The following is a 16,259-nucleotide window of genomic DNA, read 5'->3' as shown; positions in this document are numbered from 1 at the left end:
CCCTTAAGATTTGGTCGGTGAAGACAGAACATCATCGATAATACCGTACGCCTTCGCTTCGTCCGCGCTCATAAAAAAGTCGCGGTCCGTATCGCGTTCGATTTTTTCAAGGGGCTGACCTGTACGATCCACATAGATTTGATTCAACTTATGTCTGGTCTTGATGATCCAATCTGCATGGATTTGGATATCAGATGCCTGACCTTGAATGCCCCCGAGCGGCTGGTGAATCATTACTTCACTGTTCTCAAGAGCATAGCGCTTGCCTGGTGCTCCGGCTGTAAGCAGCAATGATCCCATGCTGGCGGCCATGCCAACACAAATGGTTGACACATCTGGCTTAATTAACTGCATCGTATCATATATACCCATCCCGGCCGTTACCGAACCGCCAGGGGAATTGATGTACAAAGAGATATCCTTTTCCGGATCTTCCGCAGCCAAAAACAGCAGCTGGGCAATAACAAGATTGGCAACATCGTCATCGATCGCACTGCTGAGGAAAATAATGCGATCCTTCAGTAATCTTGAGTAGATATCGTAAGATCTTTCGCCTCTACTGGTTTGCTCAACAACCATAGGTACAAGACTCATGCGACCAACCTCTTTTCCTTGAAAATATACTGCAGCGTTACAAAAGTTATTCTAACATGTTCAAAGCTCCATGTCATTTTTTAACCCTTTTTACATCCTATGAATTTCGCTTGGATTATATCCAGCCTGCTTGTCCTGTTTATGTATGTCGAATTTAATAACCATTTCATGTCATAACTAGTACCCAATTGGCTATTGTTAGGTAAAAATAAGGCACGCATGATATGTACGTGCCTTATCGAATGTGAGGCGACCTTGCAGACGCCTATTTATTATTCTTCAGATGCTGCATCTTCTTTCTTCTCAACAGGTGCGCCTTCTACGCTGTTCTCAAGCAAGAAGTCGATCGTTTTGCGAAGAAGCAATTCTTCACGAAGACTGTCAAGGGATCCATTAGCACCTAGAATGCTGCGGATTTCATCAACGGGACGCTTATACGTGTCAGCCATGTTTTCGAGCTCTTTGTTGATTTCCTCTTCGGAAACTTCAAGCTTCTCTTCTTTTGCGATTTGCTCCAGAACGAGATTGTTGCGAACACGCTTAGCCGCATCGTCCTTCATTTGCTCTTCCAGATCGGAATTGCTTTGACCGGAGAAGCTAAGGAACATTTCCAAGTTCATGCCTTGCTGGCGAAGACGGTTGTCGAAATCGCGCATCATGTTTTGAACTTCGGATTGAATCATAGCATCTGGAATTTCAATTTCAGCGTTTGCTGCTGCTTTTTCAACAACTTCGTTCTCGCGAACGCCTTGAGCTTCTTGCTCCTTACGAGCCAGCAGCTGCTTCTTCAGATCTTCCTTGTACTCGTCAAGCGTATCAAATTCGCTAACGTCTTTAGCGAATTCATCATCCAGCTCAGGAAGCTGCTTGCGCTTGATTTCATGTACTTTCACTTTAAAGACGGCTTGTTTGTTAGCCAACTCTTCAGCGTGATATGTCTCAGGGAATGTAACTTCCACGTCCTTGAAGTCCCCTGTTGCCATACCGACAACTTGATCTTCAAAACCAGGGATGAAACTGTTGCTTCCAAGCTCGAGAGAATAGCGCTCAGCTTGTCCGCCTTCGAAAGGAACACCATCAACAGAACCGTCGAAGTCGATCACGACGATATCGCCCGATTGGGAAGCTCCTTCGTCGATAACAGTAAGCTCCGCATGACGCTGCTGCAAGCGCTCCAACTCTTCAGTCAATTCCTCATCAGAAACTTCAGCAGTTACAGGTGCTACTTCGATACCTTTGTAATCGCCAAGCTTAACTTCCGGCTTCACGGTTACTTTAGCTTTGAACTTGAAAGATTGACCTTTGCCGAATTGCTCGATTTCCACATCCGGACGATCCACAGGGAAGATATCTGCCTGTTCTACAGCTTCGCCGTATACTTCCGGAAGAAGGATGTCGATGGCATCCTGGTACAAGCTCTCAACACCATAACGAGCTTCAAAAACCGGCCGAGGCACTTTACCTTTGCGGAATCCAGGTACATTTGCTTTTTTTGCTACTTTATTAAAAGCTTTGTCAAGAGCGGATGCAACGCGTTCTGCATCTACCTCAACTTCAAGAACACCAAGGTTCTTCTCTATTTTTTCCCAAGTTGCTTTCATTTATGCTTTCCCCTCCAAAATAATTCACGTGGTCGACGTAATAATGTATCACGTACCGAATAACCACTATAGTATAAACAACATTATATTCTTTTTCAAGGGCGAACCCTTATGCTACGATGCGGTAAACGTTTTCCAATTCGTGCTAATCCTCCACACCTGCAGCCACAAATTGCTTAAGAGACCGATAGGCCCCCTCATAGCGGAATCGCATGGTGTCTGTTATGCCGTACAGCGGGCGAATCTCATCTTCATTTCGAAACCCCTTCAGACTCTCCGACACGATATCATGAAGCGCTGCCGCCCAAATATCCAATGTCGATTCTTCTTCATCCAGCATCGAATGGTAATCCTCGGTTCCATAAATCGCCATAATGAACTGGGACCATAATTCCTGGGCAAAATAAAACAGCGTCGGCTCATGCACCTCGGTCTGATTTGCAACGCGCTCCAATATTTTCGAAATTGCAGCTGGAAATCCTCCCGGATCCAGGGGTACCGTTTCAATCTCAATCTCAACGGCTTCTTGTCCACGGTGAAGACGAACCTGCCCTTCCATTCCTCTTCTTCGGAGAGTTTGAAGCACCCGAAATTGTAAAAGCGGGTGAAGGGGCGTATCGTGGAGCCACTCCACCAATACCGCATCGATTTCCGGACGCTCCAAATAGGCAAGCTGCTCCAGCGCCAAAATGGTCTGTTCTGTCAAGGGGCCGTTCATCACAGAGTCCAGCAGCTTGTCGGCATATCCGGCATCCTGAGCTGCTTTTTCCTTAACCAATTGCTTTGCCATATCCGCTTCATCCGGTTCCTCTTCTGGATCGGGTTCAGCGTCAGCTGAGCGAGGTGCCGCCTGCTCCGGAAATGCCGCTTCCAGCCATTCAAGAAGGGATTTCCACTCATCATAATTCCGTTCATTCTGTCCGCCGCACTTCAGCAAAAAACGAAGAACTTCCATCGCCTCGCCATAACGTTCATTCTCGAGCATAACCGTAAGCTGAATCTGGTAATAATCCAGCGTCTTCGGAAACAGGATGATGTTCTTGTCCTCTTGTTCTTGGGAGTAAGAGTCCTTGATAAGGACACCTCCTTTCTGGTCCTGTTTTATTTTTCGTTGATTATAGCATATGTAATGCCAAGTTTAAAAAAGCGAATTAATGACAAGCTTTCAGTCGCTCAGCATTGATAAAATATCCCATATGTACGTAGCTCCCATTATACCTTATCAATATAACCCGGAAGGATGGACTCATAATCTTGTGACTTCAAATTCATGGTGATAAAAAAATGGTTGTATTCTCCCAAGGTATATGATAATATATTTTTTGCTTGAAAAAATTCTGTGTCCCAGTAGCTCAGCTGGATAGAGCAACGGCCTTCTAAGCCGTCGGTCAGGGGTTCGAATCCCTTCTGGGACGTAAATAAGGAAGCCGCCAATGTTAAAATTTGCGGCTTCTTTGCGTATTCCAGAAGGGTGATGAACCCAGGTTGGGTTCGTCGGAGCATAAGCTTCGGAAGGATGACTTCGCAGTCGGCCTGGAAGGCCGTACCCCGACTGGGACGTTTTTTTTGTGTCCCGTGAGGATGAAAACCCCAAGGGGGCTCGTCGGAGCATACGCTTCGGGAGGATAATATCACAGTCGGCCTGCAGAGGGCGTCTCTCTTCTAAGGTACAGTCAGACATATGACCTCCATAGCAGTTCCCCAACATCCCAAACAGAACACAAACTTCAACGAACCGTAGATTCGTTATTTCAGCAAATATGGCTAATTTAGAATTTAACGGACACAAAGGGCGAGCGTTTTCCCTCAATTAATAGATCCTGAGTCCTTTAAGGCAACGCAGCCCCCCACTTGCTCTAAAGCTTCTGCAAACCATCCTTTAACTATCGCCAAACACTAACCCGCTCCGATTTCTTCATGTAAATAGAGAGCGATACTCTTGTTCGTGCAATCAGGAGTATTTCAAATCTTCGCTGTACCTCTTTAGACTAGATGCCGGATCAACCCGGTTGGATTACCGTGCTTAGCTCGAACCGCTCGTCCTTTCATCTGGTAGGCAAGCATGAATAAAACTACATACCCATCCCATGATCAAGGGGCTTATTCAATGGGCATCGCGCCCCTCGCCCAATAAAGCCGCTGTACCGATCAGCACCTGAATGCCACAGAATACACTTGCGTTAGGATCGCGACGACAATAGCCTAAATGATTCACATCACGAACATCAACCGTTACACATATGCCATGCATCCAAATTTCAAGTTCCCATCGTGTTCTCTCGATTCAACTACTGAACATATGGCTGCGTCTAAATATTACTTTCTCCTTCCTCTTTGATCCAATAGGTAAACGACACGTTATTTTTGCACATCCACAGCTTCATCCGATCTTAATCTTGTATTCCCCTACCGAACGTTGACCTGCTGAATACGTCCATTTTCCCTTTACGTGGAGGCCGAAAATCTCCATTTTCAGTTCCTAAACCTTAAACTTATGACTTTTAGTAGCCATTAAAAATGCACCCACTAGAATTCATCGGTCAACCCAGGGTTTTCCAATGTTATTCTAAGGGGTGCACTTCAATCCCAAATACACATTTGATGAATAAGGCTCCCCCCCAGAATTTAGGGGGCACTTTTTTAGTAGGTAGTATTATACATAGGGATCAAGTCATCTTCATTGTCGATGAAATAACCGTCAAACTCTCTAGTTGTTGCAATATAGCTTAAAAAGAAACTCGATTTACGAATGTGATAATACCCATTACTTAAGACATCAATATTCTGGGAGCCAAAGACATCAGTATAGATTGGAGAGTCAAAATCTAAGTACAAAATAAAGTTTATATCGTATGCGCCATATTTGGTTTGTAGGTCTTGTGCGACAGGCTTGATTAGTTTGAAAATGTGAGTTTCATCTATTGCATTATTGATTAGAGTTTTGTAGTTTTCGAAATCAAAGTTTACGCCTACAATCATTTTATCATTGACAACTGCATCATACGATACGTCATAAGCACTGCTACCCGAGACTAATATAGAATGATTTTGATTTAGATAGGTTTGGAGTTGTTGAGGTGTGGGTGTTGACGAACTAGGTTTAGAAGGCTGAGTCACTGGTTTGGTCGGCGGTACGTACGTTTGGTTTACAGAAGGAGCACTTGTAAAATTATTACCATTGCCACTAAATACCTCAATAATATTGCCATTGTTTTTGACGTTCAATGATGCTCCCGTCGCCTCACTGATGAATCTTAATGGTACGAATACTTTTCCCCCTACAACGGTAGGTGCGACTTGAAGTTGAATGGGTGAACCGTTTACATATGCAGTTTTGTTACCAACATTAAGGATAATTTTAGTTCCACCTTTAGATGCAACAACTTGCTTCTTCTGCTGATCCCAGGATGAGGTTATTCCCAACCTCTTAAACACAGGTGTGAACTGAACTAAAGTAGTACCGTTAACAACAATAGGATTTTGATCAAATAGAATGGCTTGTCCATCGACAACAACGTTCTTTCTTGCGTCCGCACTTACACTTGAAGAGATAAGTGTAAGCAGCAGAGTGGTAATGATTATAACCTTCTTTTTCATTCAAGCACTCTCCTTTTGAGTAGAATCTAGGCAGCATGGTTCATCTATTGATAACACCAAGACTTATTTCCTAGTAAAATAATACTATTTCATATAAGTGATTAACAGGTAAAAGTATACATATTTTTATGAAATAATCTAATTGATACTGTTTATAACCTATCGGTAAACAATGCAGCTACGGTTAAGGGTCTGAATATACATTAAGTTTGAAAATGTAACCCGTCTCATATTAAAACAAAACTAAACAACCACTCGTCAGATCGATTACGGCAACTGGTTGCTTAATACTTTAAAGAGTTTGATTCCTGTCTCATAAACTAAGGCCAGTCCCTCCAGCTTAGCTCCTCCCTTTTTTATCGAATTGGATAAGATATTACGACTATCGAAGTTCGTTCAACGAAGAAGTGGGCGTCTGCCGCTACCGCGGCTGGCGCCGGTTTGGCGCGCCGCTTCCCACGAAAAAACTCTACGAGTAATCTCGCGGAGTTTTTTGCTGAGAATGTTATACTTGTGACTATCGATGGGCTCAGCCTGCGCTGCTCCATGACCTTACTGCAGCAGCATGTGAATAAGCGGAAACGGCTTCCCTGAGCCATCCAGCTCGGAGCGGCCGATTTGCACGAAGCCGTATTTTTTATAAAAAGCATGGGCCTTGGGGTTCTGTTCATTCACATCAACTTGCAGCCTCCGCCCCTTCAGCTGTTCGGCATGCCGGATCAGTTTCGTTCCCGTGCCTTGGCCGTGATGGAGGGGATCCACAAACAGCATTTCGATTTTGGGGCCATCCAGCCCTATAAATCCAATAGGTTCCTGTTCCGGATTTAAGCACACCCAGATCTCCACGGCTCTCAATGCTCCATTTTGCATCATCTCATAAAAAAACCGGATATCTTCCTCCGTTAGGAAATCATGCGTTTGGGATACGGCATGAAGCCATATTTTCACCAGCCGATCATGATACTCTTCTGTGTAAGGCGCTATACGCAACGTCATTTTTCATCCATTCCTTCCTAATCGGCAGATCATATCGAAATTCATGATATTGTTAAAATTGCTCTATACTATTATAAAGTAATCCGGTACATTAAACAGAGAACTTATCTTTATCAAGAAGGAGAAAAACGACATGCCATTATGGCTTGTATACGCATTGCTGTCGGCGGTTACGGCAGCGCTTGTCGCTATTTTTGGAAAAATAGGCTTGCAAAATATCGATGCCAATTCAGCAACAGCCATTCGCTCTGTCATTATGGCATTGTTTTTGCTGGGGGTCGTAGGGGTTCAGGGGAAATTCTCCGAACTCGGCGACATACTGGTTCAGAAGAAAGCATTAAGCTTTATTGTGCTCAGCGGCATTGCGGGAGCATTATCCTGGCTGTTTTATTTTCTCGCCCTCAAATACGGCAAGGTATCGCAGGTAGGGCCTATCGATAAATTGAGCGTTGTCATCGCGGTCATTCTGGCCTTCGTGTTTCTTGGGGAGAAAATATCCTGGATTAATGCGGCCGGAGTGGCACTTATCGCTGTTGGCGCACTTCTCGTTGCCGTTAAATAATGTTCTACATAAAACCGCTGCTCAGCGGCTTTTTGTTCGATCGTTTATTGATATAACCTATCAAATTAATTACAATTATATATTTCTAATTATAAGTCAAACATGCCACAATGAGAATAATTCATAGGTGAAGGGGTGTTGTTTATGTCAGAGCAAGTATGGAAGCCTTACGATTATGATCGGCAGCTATCGTTTGTCTCGGCTTATGGAAAAGGGGTTGCAGAGCTTCTTGCACCTCAGCCCGGAGAACGGATTCTCGATCTCGGCTGCGGAACAGGAGATTTGGCTTATGATATATCCGCTTCGGGCGCACATGTAACCGGCATGGATTATTCGGCCGAGATGATTGAGCGTGCTAAAAGCAAATACCCCGGGCTTACATTTGTGGTCGGCGATGGCGAGAACTTCAGCACCGAAACGCCGTATGATGCCGTCTTCTCGAATGCCGCTCTACATTGGATGAAGGACGCTGCCAGCGTGGTACGCTCCGTCTATGACTCCCTCAAGCCCGGTGGTCGATTCGTGGCGGAATTTGGTGGAATGGGAAACATAGATGGGATTTATCAAGCTTTGAAATCGGTATTCGCCAATCATTATGGAATCGATGCGGACATCCGGAATCCATGGTATTTTCCCAGCTTGGGCCAGTTTACATCCTTACTTGAATTCCAAGGGTTCCGCGTGCATATCGCCCATTACTTCGACCGTCCGACGAAACTGCCTGGGGGCAAGGACGGCATTAAGCACTGGCTGCTGCAGTTTGGCGATCACTTCTTTGCCGAATTCTCGGCTGAAGAGAAGGACGAAGCAATCACTCGCATTAGTCAAGCTGCTCAAGCGACGCTCTGGCATGAGGATGCTTTCTACGGGGATTACCGGCGTCTGCGAGTCTTTGCGGAGAAGGTTTCATAATTTTGGGGTTGCTTTTCTGAAAAGAATAGTTAATAATATGGAAAAACTTGAACATGTCATTTTCGTTGATTGGGAGAGTAACTGCACTTGACTTTAGTCCAAGCGAGCCGGGATGGTGGAAACCGGTACAGAGTCTGCGGTGAAACGGACCCAGGAGATGGCCTTCCGAAATGAAAAATTGTAGGAAGCCCCGGTTTACACCGTTATCGTATAAAAGTGGTTAAACCCGTTCGGTTTAACAACAAGAGTGGTACCGCGAGCACAAGTCCTCGTCTCTTTATGAGATGAGGGCTTTTTTTGTTTATCAGAACATACTTTTGCTTATTTTTCAGAGGGGGATTTAACATGTTAAGTCAATTCATTACTTCAAGCCTTCAACAAGCTGTAAATCAGGTATGTGAAGCTTTGGGTGCCAAACTGCCCGATTCCACTCCAGTCCGGATTGAACAGCCTGCTAATATGGAGCATGGGGATTATGCCACCAACATCGCGATGCAGCTTGCAAAGGTGCTACGTAAGACTCCGTTGCAGATTGCCGGGTTAATACAAGCCGAGCTTGAGCAGGATACATCCTACAAACAGCTTGTCTACGCCACTGAAATCGTGGCACCCGGATTTATGAATCTGCGTATCAATTGGGAATATTGGGCGGAACGTCGCTTTGAATTACCTGCGGCAGCTAACCAAAAAATCGTCATTGAGCATACTTCCATCAACCCGAATAAGTCCGCCCATATCGGGCATCTAAGAAATTCTTGTATCGGAGATACGCTCGTAAGACTGATGAGAAAGCTTGGCTACGAAGTTGAAGTTCATAATTATATCGATGACCTAGGTAATCAATTGGCAGATACGGTAGTCGGGATGCTTCACACGCCGCTGTCAAAAGAACACGCCCGGTTTGGCGATTACTGCTGGGATGTATATTCAAGCACAAATAAGGCTTACGATAGAGAGCCTGGACTGGTTCAGCATCGGACCGAGGTTTTGCATGCTTTGGAGGAAGGCAACCAGAACCTGTCGTGGATCGGGCTGCTCGTGGCCGAGAGAATCGTCAAAGAACATCTGGAAGAAATGAAGCAGTTCGGCATTGACTATGATCTGCTTGTCTGGGAGAGCAACATTGTCAGAGAGGGATTCTGGGCATCCGCTTTCGAGCTGTTGAAGAACACCCCGCTCTTCCATCAGGAAACCGAGGGCAAGCTTGCAGGCTGCTGGGTGCTCAAGCAATCAGGAACAGAAGCCGGGGACGATCCGGAATCAGATCACAGCATGGATAAAGTACTCATTCGCTCCAACGGCATCCTGACTTACACGGCCAAAGACATAGCCTATCACCTGTGGAAATATGGCCTCCTTAGCAACGATTTCGTATACAAAAAATTTACAGACGAGGTTTGGACGACGAGCACTTACGGAGAGCAGCTCAGCTTCGGTAAAGCAGACATGGTCATCAATGTCATTGATCATCGGCAGCAGTACCCGCAAGCTATGGTAAAGCAGGCACTGGAAAGCTTGGGTTTCCATGAAGAAGCCGCCAAACTTCGTCATGTGAGCTATGGAGTGGTCTCACTTAGTCCATCCGCTGCGGCGGATCTGGGGATCGATACTTCCGAAGGGAAAGCATCCTACGCGATGTCCGGCCGGCAGGGTATCGGGATCAAAATTACGGAGCTCATCGAACAAGTTGCCAAGGTTATCGAAGACACACGTTCCGATAAAAGCGGATTATCGAGCCATATGATCGCAGCTGCCTCGATCCGTTACTATTTGCTGCGTTTTGCCTTGCATACCGAGGTGGTGTTCGACATGAAGCAGGCTACTGAAATATCAGGTAATACCGGGGTATACTTGCTCTACTCCTACGCACGTGCACTCAGCGTGCTCAACAAAGCTCAAGAAGCCGATATCTTGCCGTCGCTGCCTGCCCAGTTCCCTGCCATGGATAAAGCGGAACATGCGCTGATACGGCATATCAGCACATGGCAGGATACCCTGTACGCCGCAGGAGAGGAGCTATCCCCGAGCGCGATTTGCAACTTTACCTATGAGCTTTGCTCCCTGTTCAACAATTTCTACTCGGCGTGCCCGATTCTGAAGGCTGGGGAGGATGTGCTCCCATTCCGTGTATGGCTCACTTCCTTATTTAAGGATACCTTGGGAGAAGCATTAGAAGTGCTGGGACTGCCCACCCCTAGCCGGATGTAACTCATACTCTGCAGAAAATCGAATCACGCTATATAATTAAAAAAAGGCCACCCTACTCATTCTATAGAATAGTAGCGGTGGCTGATTCTGTATTATTTAAGACCTCTGACAGTCAATCTGACAAGGACTCCATCTGCTGTAGGCTCCTCCTCTAGGGTCCAGTTGACAGCCAGTGCTTCCTTCAAACGAGCCACCTGTTCCTCTTGGAGCTTCAGTCCTTCAATAATGCCTTCACCTACATGGAAGTCTGACTCGGAACTGATGCGGAAAGCTTCTTCCAGCCATATTTTCAACCCATTCCGTGTATTAAACGTTATTTGATATCCTTCGCTCACAGCCTTCTCTAAGTCTTCCCCATGCTCTCCTGCATAAATGAACAATTCATCATAGTTAAAATGATCATGATTTGCGATCTGAAATCTCTCTATATCACCCGAGCGGACAGCCTCCAGCAACTCGAGAGAAACAAGCCCTGATTTTCTGGCATGCTCTAATAAGATGGCGGTATTCTGTGATATTTTAGTAAGCTGCATGCTTGTTGCCTCCTCAAAATGGTCCTCAAAAATATTTTCTCTTCTATTATAAGATGAATGGCCTGCGATGTCAGGAATTTCTTCAAGACAGGGTTCTCATCCTCACGGGGTACGGCCTTCCAGGCCGACTGCGGAGTAATCCTCCCGAAGCGTGTGCGTAGGCGAACCCCATTAGGGGTTCTCATCTTCACGGGACGTTCTTGTCCCAGTCGGGATACGGCCTTCCAGGCCGACTGCGATGTAATCCTAACGAAGCTTATGCTCCGACGAACCCCCTAGGGGTTCTCATCCTCATGGGACGCAAAAAACACCGTCATTTTGACGGTGTCTTTTTTACGTCCCAGAAGGGATTCGAACCCCTGACCGACGGCTTAGAAGGCCGTTGCTCTATCCAGCTGAGCTACTGGGACATATATGTAGAACAAACTTTTTAAACAGTAACGAAGTATATTATATCGCATCTTTTGTATTTTTCAAAGCACTTTTTTTGAAAGGATCTTTTAACCGAATCAGGATCAGGCTTACGGGGTAATATGTATATCATTAGAACGACTTTAGGAGTGTGATACCATTGAGACAACTGTTATCGTCTTTATCCTATTTTAGCATCTTCTTTGCGCCGTTCATCCTTCCTGTCATCGTCTGGATCTTGTCTGCAGATGCTTACGTTGCTAAGCACGCCCGTCGTGCCCTGTTCTCACATATATTCCCGGTTATAGCTGCGATACCGCTGATTTACATGGCCGTCACCTCAGGATCCTTCGGTTCCATAATCGGATACCTCGTCCTGTTCGGCATCATCTACTTCGGTGCTTTTGTATACAACGTAATCATGGGTATTCAAGTATTAAGAGAGCATGCATATTGAGCTGTTGATTATAGTTAAGGGCCCTGCGTTCAACGCAAGGTCCTTTGTTTTTTTATTTCGTTGTGATCAATCCTTTGCTGAATGATGCACTTTTTCGTACCGGTTTCCTTGTACTTAAAAAAGACCTGCCGATTCAACGACAGATCTCTTCCTCCTTACTTTTAAAAATATTGGGGGCCCTCGCTTAACCGCTGGTTTAGCTGCTCATATAACTGGCCTGTCGAAAGAAGCTGCTGCTTAAACGCATCACGACTTTCCTCGGCGCTTGAATGAACGCTATTCTCAAACGCTTCGTCCGTGGCATCCACAAAAGCATCATTCATACTGTTGTCATACCAATCCACTTCCAAGCTGGCATTACTGCGAACGATTTTCACCAAATCATAGCCTCCCAGGGGAGAGGATGGCGTCAGATAGGCGAGCAATGCATTTTCTCCTTCGACTGCCGGATACACCTCTACTTCTGCACACGGTGCGCCGTTCACTTCCGTGATCCGGCGAATTTTGGCATCTCTAATGGTATACATTACATCCATTCTCCTTCATCAAGACGTGCAAGACTGCTCCGTCCCTATTATTTTCATATCTATTCTGACAGTAACCGCAGCTCTTCCATTTGCTGGCGCGTAGCCGGCGTACCCAATTGATAAATGGTTCGATACACCTTGTCCAGGGAAGATTGAAACAGTACATTGGTGGATTGCTCGGTGGTATCCGGCCAAGGAAACATGTACCCTGTAACTTCTTCGTCCTTCTCCTGCATCATGTCCAGTTCTATCCGAACCTGATCCGCCTCAGCGGGCGTTGCTTCAATCTCCCATTCATAAGCGCTCGCTCCCTGCTCAGTAAGTACCGAGCGGCTCTGCACAGACACATAATAGATTGACTTATCCATGGACGGTTCTCTCCTTCTCTTTGATGTTCGTCCGGCTTTCTTAGTTTTCGTAAAAGGACAGACATTTTATGCTTTCATTCGGCATATATCTGTATCACTTTGGCGACGTAGGATTATAAAGATGGGGCAGCGTATGAATTAGACCAAGAGAGGATGAGCCGTCATGTGCGGAATAACCGGTTTTATACAATGGAGCGGCGATTTGACGCAGGATTCACAGCTGCTGGTAAGAATGACAGAAAGTTTGGCTCATCGCGGACCTGACGGATCCGGCACATGGATTTCTAACCCGTGCGCATTTGGCCACCGGAGACTTAGTGTGATCGACCCCGAAAATGGGGCTCAGCCGATGATTATTCATCAGGAAGAGAATGTCTATGCCATTGTATATAACGGTGAATTATATAATGCTGCGGAGCTTAGGAACGAATTGGTGCGACGCGGACATCGTTTCCACACCAAATGCGACACGGAAGTCTTGTTAGTCACTTATATCGAGTGGGGTCCGGAATGTGTGGAGCGCCTCAATGGAATATTCGCGTTCGCAATCTGGGACAGTGTGCGGGAGCAGGTTTTTTTCGCTCGGGATCGTGTAGGAGTAAAACCCCTCTTCTACAGCTACGTTGACGGGACGCTTGTATTCGGCTCAGAACCCAAGGCATTGCTTCAGCATCCTAAAGTAGAACCTGTTGTCGGAGCTGAGGGGCTGGCTGAAATATTCATTATTGGACCTGCGCGCACCCCAGGGCATAGCGTTTATAAAGACATTGCTGAGCTTCGTCCCGGCATGGCCATGATTTTTAATCGCGAGGGTTTACGCAAATATACGTACTGGAAACTGGAGAGCAAGCCTCATGAGGAAGATGCCAATGAAACCGCACATTACCTTGGTGATCTTCTACGTGACACGGTTGAACGTCAGCTGGTATCTGATGTGCCAGTCTGCTCTCTGTTATCCGGCGGGCTGGATTCCAGCGCACTCTCCTTGCTTGCCGTGGATTACTACAGACGGACGGGCCAAGGACAAGTGCATACCTACTCCGTCGATTATGTGGACAATAACAAATACTTCAAGTCCCATTCCTTCCAGCCTGGTGCAGATGCGCCTTGGATCAAGCGCATGCACGAGGAGCTGGGCACGAACCATCATTGGATCGAATTTGACACTCCCGAACTGGTTGAAGCGCTTGATGCTTCTACACTGAAGCGGGATCTCCCGGGGATGGCGGATGTTGATGCCTCCTTGCTTCTCTTCTGCCGAGAGATCAAGAAAGGTGCAACCGTGGCCATCTCTGGTGAAGCCGCTGATGAAATATTCGGCGGATATCCGTGGTTCTATCGGGAAGAAATGCTGAATTCGGATACCTTCCCATGGGCAGTTGCTCCGGATATGCGGGCCGGGCTGCTATCAGCCGAGATCCAGGAATGGATCAAGCCGCTGGAATACCTTGGTGACCGCTACTCCGATGCAGTCGCCGAAGTACCTAAACTGGACGGAGAAAGTGGACAGCAGGCCAAAATGCGAGTGATGTCGTACCTGAATATTACCAGGTTCATGCCAACGCTCCTCGACCGCAAGGACCGGATGAGTATGGGGGCTGGACTTGAAGTGCGTGTGCCCTATACCGATCACCGTCTGATTGAATATGTGTGGAATATTCCTTGGCATATCAAGACGACGGGCAATCGTGAAAAAGGCATTCTGCGCAAAGCGCTTGAAGGCGTACTACCAGACGATGTCCTGTACCGCAAAAAAAGTCCTTATCCCAAAACTCATAATCCGAATTATTTGGCAGCCGTTAAAGCCCAACTGTTGTCCATTTTGGACGATAGTTCTTCTCCACTCCTTCCCCTTATCGATACTGCGCGAATTCGGGAGCTTGCGTCTTCACCGGATGCTTCCTCGAATCTCCCTTGGTTTGGTCAATTGATGTCCGGACCACAGTTGTTCGCCTACTTAGCTCAAGTTCATTTTTGGTTAAAAGAATACAATGTTTCCGTACGTTGATCTTATGCTTCCGATAAAACAAAGAAACCATACCGGCTCATGCCGACATGGTTTCTTTTACCTCATAACAGATTCAGCTATCACTCCGAAGGTCCGCTACGAGCTTGCGCAGCGCTTTCCCGCGGTGACTGATCTCCTGCTTCTCCTCTATGGAAAGCTCGGCCATCGTCTTCTCATGACTTGGCAAGTAGAACAGCGGATCATAACCGAAGCCGCCGTTTCCCGACGGGTCCGAGGTGATCCACCCTTCAACACTTCCCTCAGCTTCAAGCTTTTCACCAGACACGGGATCATACAGCACCAGAACACAAACAAATCGGGCCGGACTTAATAACGGCTGTTCGGTGTCCTCACCAAGTCTTAACTGTTCCAACTCGCCAAGCAGCTTCTCGTTATTATCTTCGTCTGCTCCATGCTCGCCGGCATATCTTGCGGAATAAACGCCGGGAGCGCCGTCCAGCGCATCCACGCATAAACCGGAATCATCGGCTAACACAGGCAATCCCAGTGCATCGCCAACCGCCTTTGCCTTCTTGAACGCATTAGCTGCAAAAGTTGTTCCGTCCTCTACAACATCAGGCAGATCCGGATAATCATACATACTCCTCACTTCTGTGCCAAAAGCAGCAAAAGCATGCGCAAACTCCTTAACCTTCCCCTGATTTCGGGTAGCAACGATCAGCGTATCTCCAAGTGTCAATGCCATTAATTAAACACCTGTCCCCGCATTCACGGAACCGATTTTAGCCGCAATCGGTCCAAGCGCTTCCTGCTGACGTTCGATGAGCTCGCGTATCCCCTGTTCCCCGAGCGCCAGAATTTGATCCAGCTCCTCACGGGAGAACGGGCTCTCTTCACCGGTTCCCTGAACCTCAACGAATGTCCCGCTTCCGGTCATAACCAGATTCATGTCGACCTTCGCTTTGGAATCCTCTTCATAGTTCAAGTCCAACAGCGCCTGTCCACCCGCAATGCCCACGCTAATGGATGCCAGGTAATCCGTGATCGGAAATACAGCCAATTTATGCTGCTCTGCTATTTTATTTACCGCTATGGCCAAGGCTACAAATGCTCCTGTAATGGAGGTGGTCCGCGTTCCGCCATCTGCCTGGATCACATCGCAATCCAGTGTAATGGTCCGCTCGCCAAGAGCATGCAGATTCACAACAGACCTGAGCGCTCTGCCGATCAGCCGTTGAATTTCCATCGTTCGGCCACTGAGTTTACCGCGATTGGCTTCCCGTTGGTTGCGGGATTGCGTAGCGCGTGGCAGCATGGAATATTCAGCCGTCACCCAGCCCTTTCCTTGTCCTTTCAGAAATGGGGGTACCTTCTCATCCACGGTTGCCGTTATTAGCACCTTGGTGTCTCCCATCTCGATGTACACGGAGCCTTCCGCATATTTATTCACATGGGTCGATAAATTCATCGGTCGAAGCTCATCGCTCTTACGTCCGTTAGATCTCATGTTTTCTGCCTCCTACT

16 protein-coding genes, 2 tRNA genes and 1 other annotated feature are annotated in these 16,259 nt (G+C 46.8%); of the genes, 6 read left to right on the top strand and 12 right to left on the bottom strand.

Features of this window, described 5'->3' with window-relative positions:
- Nucleotides 1-3: 3 nt before the first annotated feature.
- The 3 genes from clpP to AM231_RS02810 all read right to left on the bottom strand — a co-directional run bounded on the left by clpP (nucleotide 4) and on the right by AM231_RS02810 (nucleotide 3,180).
- Nucleotides 4-594, bottom strand: a complete 591-nt coding sequence (clpP, locus tag AM231_RS02820) for an ATP-dependent Clp endopeptidase proteolytic subunit ClpP (RefSeq protein ID WP_053489410.1) — start codon at nucleotides 592-594, stop codon at nucleotides 4-6.
- A 272-nt stretch (nucleotides 595-866) separates the two neighbouring features.
- Nucleotides 867-2,195, bottom strand: a complete 1,329-nt coding sequence (tig, locus tag AM231_RS02815) for a trigger factor (protein ID WP_054401269.1) — start codon at nucleotides 2,193-2,195, stop codon at nucleotides 867-869.
- Between the two features lie 145 nt (nucleotides 2,196-2,340).
- Entirely contained in the window at nucleotides 2,341-3,180 is an 840-nt protein-coding gene (locus tag AM231_RS02810) for a hypothetical protein (protein ID WP_054401268.1), read from the bottom strand.
- 356 nt (nucleotides 3,181-3,536) lie between these two features.
- Between AM231_RS02810 and AM231_RS02805 the strand changes: the two genes are divergently transcribed.
- Nucleotides 3,537-3,610 (top strand) — tRNA-Arg (locus tag AM231_RS02805).
- A gap of 689 nt (nucleotides 3,611-4,299) precedes the next feature.
- On the opposite strand, the gene AM231_RS29400 is transcribed toward AM231_RS02805, so the two are convergent.
- The 3 genes from AM231_RS29400 to AM231_RS02795 form a co-directional block, all read right to left on the bottom strand.
- Nucleotides 4,300-4,446: a hypothetical protein gene (locus tag AM231_RS29400; RefSeq protein ID WP_207383525.1), complete on the bottom strand. Its 147-nt coding sequence runs from the start codon at nucleotides 4,444-4,446 to the stop codon at nucleotides 4,300-4,302.
- Nucleotides 4,447-4,835: 389 nt separating this feature from the next.
- Nucleotides 4,836-5,792 carry a copper amine oxidase N-terminal domain-containing protein gene (locus AM231_RS02800; protein ID WP_054401267.1) on the bottom strand — a complete coding sequence of 319 codons (957 nt, stop codon included), beginning with the start codon at nucleotides 5,790-5,792 and terminating at the stop codon, nucleotides 4,836-4,838.
- Between the two features lie 552 nt (nucleotides 5,793-6,344).
- A complete protein-coding gene (locus AM231_RS02795) occupies nucleotides 6,345-6,788 on the bottom strand; it encodes an acetyltransferase (RefSeq protein ID WP_054401266.1) in 444 nt (147 codons plus the stop codon).
- A 133-nt stretch (nucleotides 6,789-6,921) separates the two neighbouring features.
- Here AM231_RS02795 and AM231_RS02790 point away from each other — a divergent pair, with 133 nt between their 5' ends.
- The 3 genes from AM231_RS02790 to AM231_RS02780 all read left to right on the top strand — a co-directional run bounded on the left by AM231_RS02790 (nucleotide 6,922) and on the right by AM231_RS02780 (nucleotide 10,470).
- On the top strand, nucleotides 6,922-7,350 hold the full coding sequence (locus AM231_RS02790) for an EamA family transporter (RefSeq protein ID WP_054401265.1): 429 nt from the start codon (nucleotides 6,922-6,924) through the stop codon (nucleotides 7,348-7,350).
- Between the two features lie 144 nt (nucleotides 7,351-7,494).
- Complete coding sequence (locus AM231_RS02785; RefSeq protein ID WP_054401264.1) at nucleotides 7,495-8,262, top strand: class I SAM-dependent methyltransferase; 768 nt, start codon at nucleotides 7,495-7,497, stop codon at nucleotides 8,260-8,262.
- Nucleotides 8,263-8,318: 56 nt separating this feature from the next.
- Nucleotides 8,319-8,542 (top strand) — a binding site (T-box leader).
- Between the two features lie 65 nt (nucleotides 8,543-8,607).
- On the top strand, nucleotides 8,608-10,470 hold the full coding sequence (locus AM231_RS02780) for an arginine--tRNA ligase (RefSeq protein WP_054401263.1): 1,863 nt from the start codon (nucleotides 8,608-8,610) through the stop codon (nucleotides 10,468-10,470).
- Nucleotides 10,471-10,562: 92 nt separating this feature from the next.
- Here AM231_RS02780 and AM231_RS02775 read toward each other — a convergent pair whose 3' ends face one another.
- Both AM231_RS02775 and AM231_RS02770 read right to left on the bottom strand, forming a co-directional pair.
- Nucleotides 10,563-11,003, bottom strand: coding sequence for a hypothetical protein (locus tag AM231_RS02775; RefSeq protein ID WP_054401262.1), 441 nt, complete (start codon nucleotides 11,001-11,003; stop codon nucleotides 10,563-10,565).
- Between the two features lie 336 nt (nucleotides 11,004-11,339).
- A tRNA-Arg gene (locus AM231_RS02770) sits at nucleotides 11,340-11,413 on the bottom strand.
- Nucleotides 11,414-11,574: 161 nt separating this feature from the next.
- Here AM231_RS02770 and AM231_RS02765 point away from each other — a divergent pair.
- Nucleotides 11,575-11,871 (top strand): magnetosome magnetite crystal formation protein family, encoded by a 297-nt coding sequence (locus AM231_RS02765; RefSeq protein WP_054401261.1) that lies wholly within the window; start codon nucleotides 11,575-11,577, stop codon nucleotides 11,869-11,871.
- 161 nt (nucleotides 11,872-12,032) lie between these two features.
- Here AM231_RS02765 and AM231_RS02760 read toward each other — a convergent pair whose 3' ends face one another.
- Both AM231_RS02760 and AM231_RS02755 read right to left on the bottom strand, forming a co-directional pair.
- Entirely contained in the window at nucleotides 12,033-12,398 is a 366-nt protein-coding gene (locus AM231_RS02760; protein WP_054401260.1) for a hypothetical protein, read from the bottom strand.
- Nucleotides 12,399-12,457: 59 nt separating this feature from the next.
- Nucleotides 12,458-12,766, bottom strand: coding sequence for a hypothetical protein (locus tag AM231_RS02755; RefSeq protein ID WP_054401259.1), 309 nt, complete (start codon nucleotides 12,764-12,766; stop codon nucleotides 12,458-12,460).
- A gap of 163 nt (nucleotides 12,767-12,929) precedes the next feature.
- Here AM231_RS02755 and asnB point away from each other — a divergent pair, with 163 nt between their 5' ends.
- Nucleotides 12,930-14,774, top strand: coding sequence for an asparagine synthase (glutamine-hydrolyzing) (gene asnB / locus AM231_RS02750; RefSeq protein ID WP_054401258.1), 1,845 nt, complete (start codon nucleotides 12,930-12,932; stop codon nucleotides 14,772-14,774).
- 73 nt (nucleotides 14,775-14,847) lie between these two features.
- Here asnB and AM231_RS02745 read toward each other — a convergent pair whose 3' ends face one another.
- Together AM231_RS02745 and rph are read right to left on the bottom strand one after the other, a co-directional pair.
- A complete protein-coding gene (locus tag AM231_RS02745; RefSeq protein ID WP_054401257.1) occupies nucleotides 14,848-15,480 on the bottom strand; it encodes an XTP/dITP diphosphatase in 633 nt (210 codons plus the stop codon).
- A 3-nt stretch (nucleotides 15,481-15,483) separates the two neighbouring features.
- Nucleotides 15,484-16,242: a ribonuclease PH gene (gene rph / locus AM231_RS02740; protein WP_053489424.1), complete on the bottom strand. Its 759-nt coding sequence runs from the start codon at nucleotides 16,240-16,242 to the stop codon at nucleotides 15,484-15,486.
- Nucleotides 16,243-16,259: the final 17 nt, after the last annotated feature.

Source organism: Paenibacillus solani, assembly GCF_001277345.1.
Lineage (GTDB): Bacteria > Bacillota > Bacilli > Paenibacillales > Paenibacillaceae > Paenibacillus_AQ > Paenibacillus_AQ solani.
Note: the sequence above shows the minus strand (reverse complement) of the source record. Positions and strands in the feature narration are given on the sequence as shown.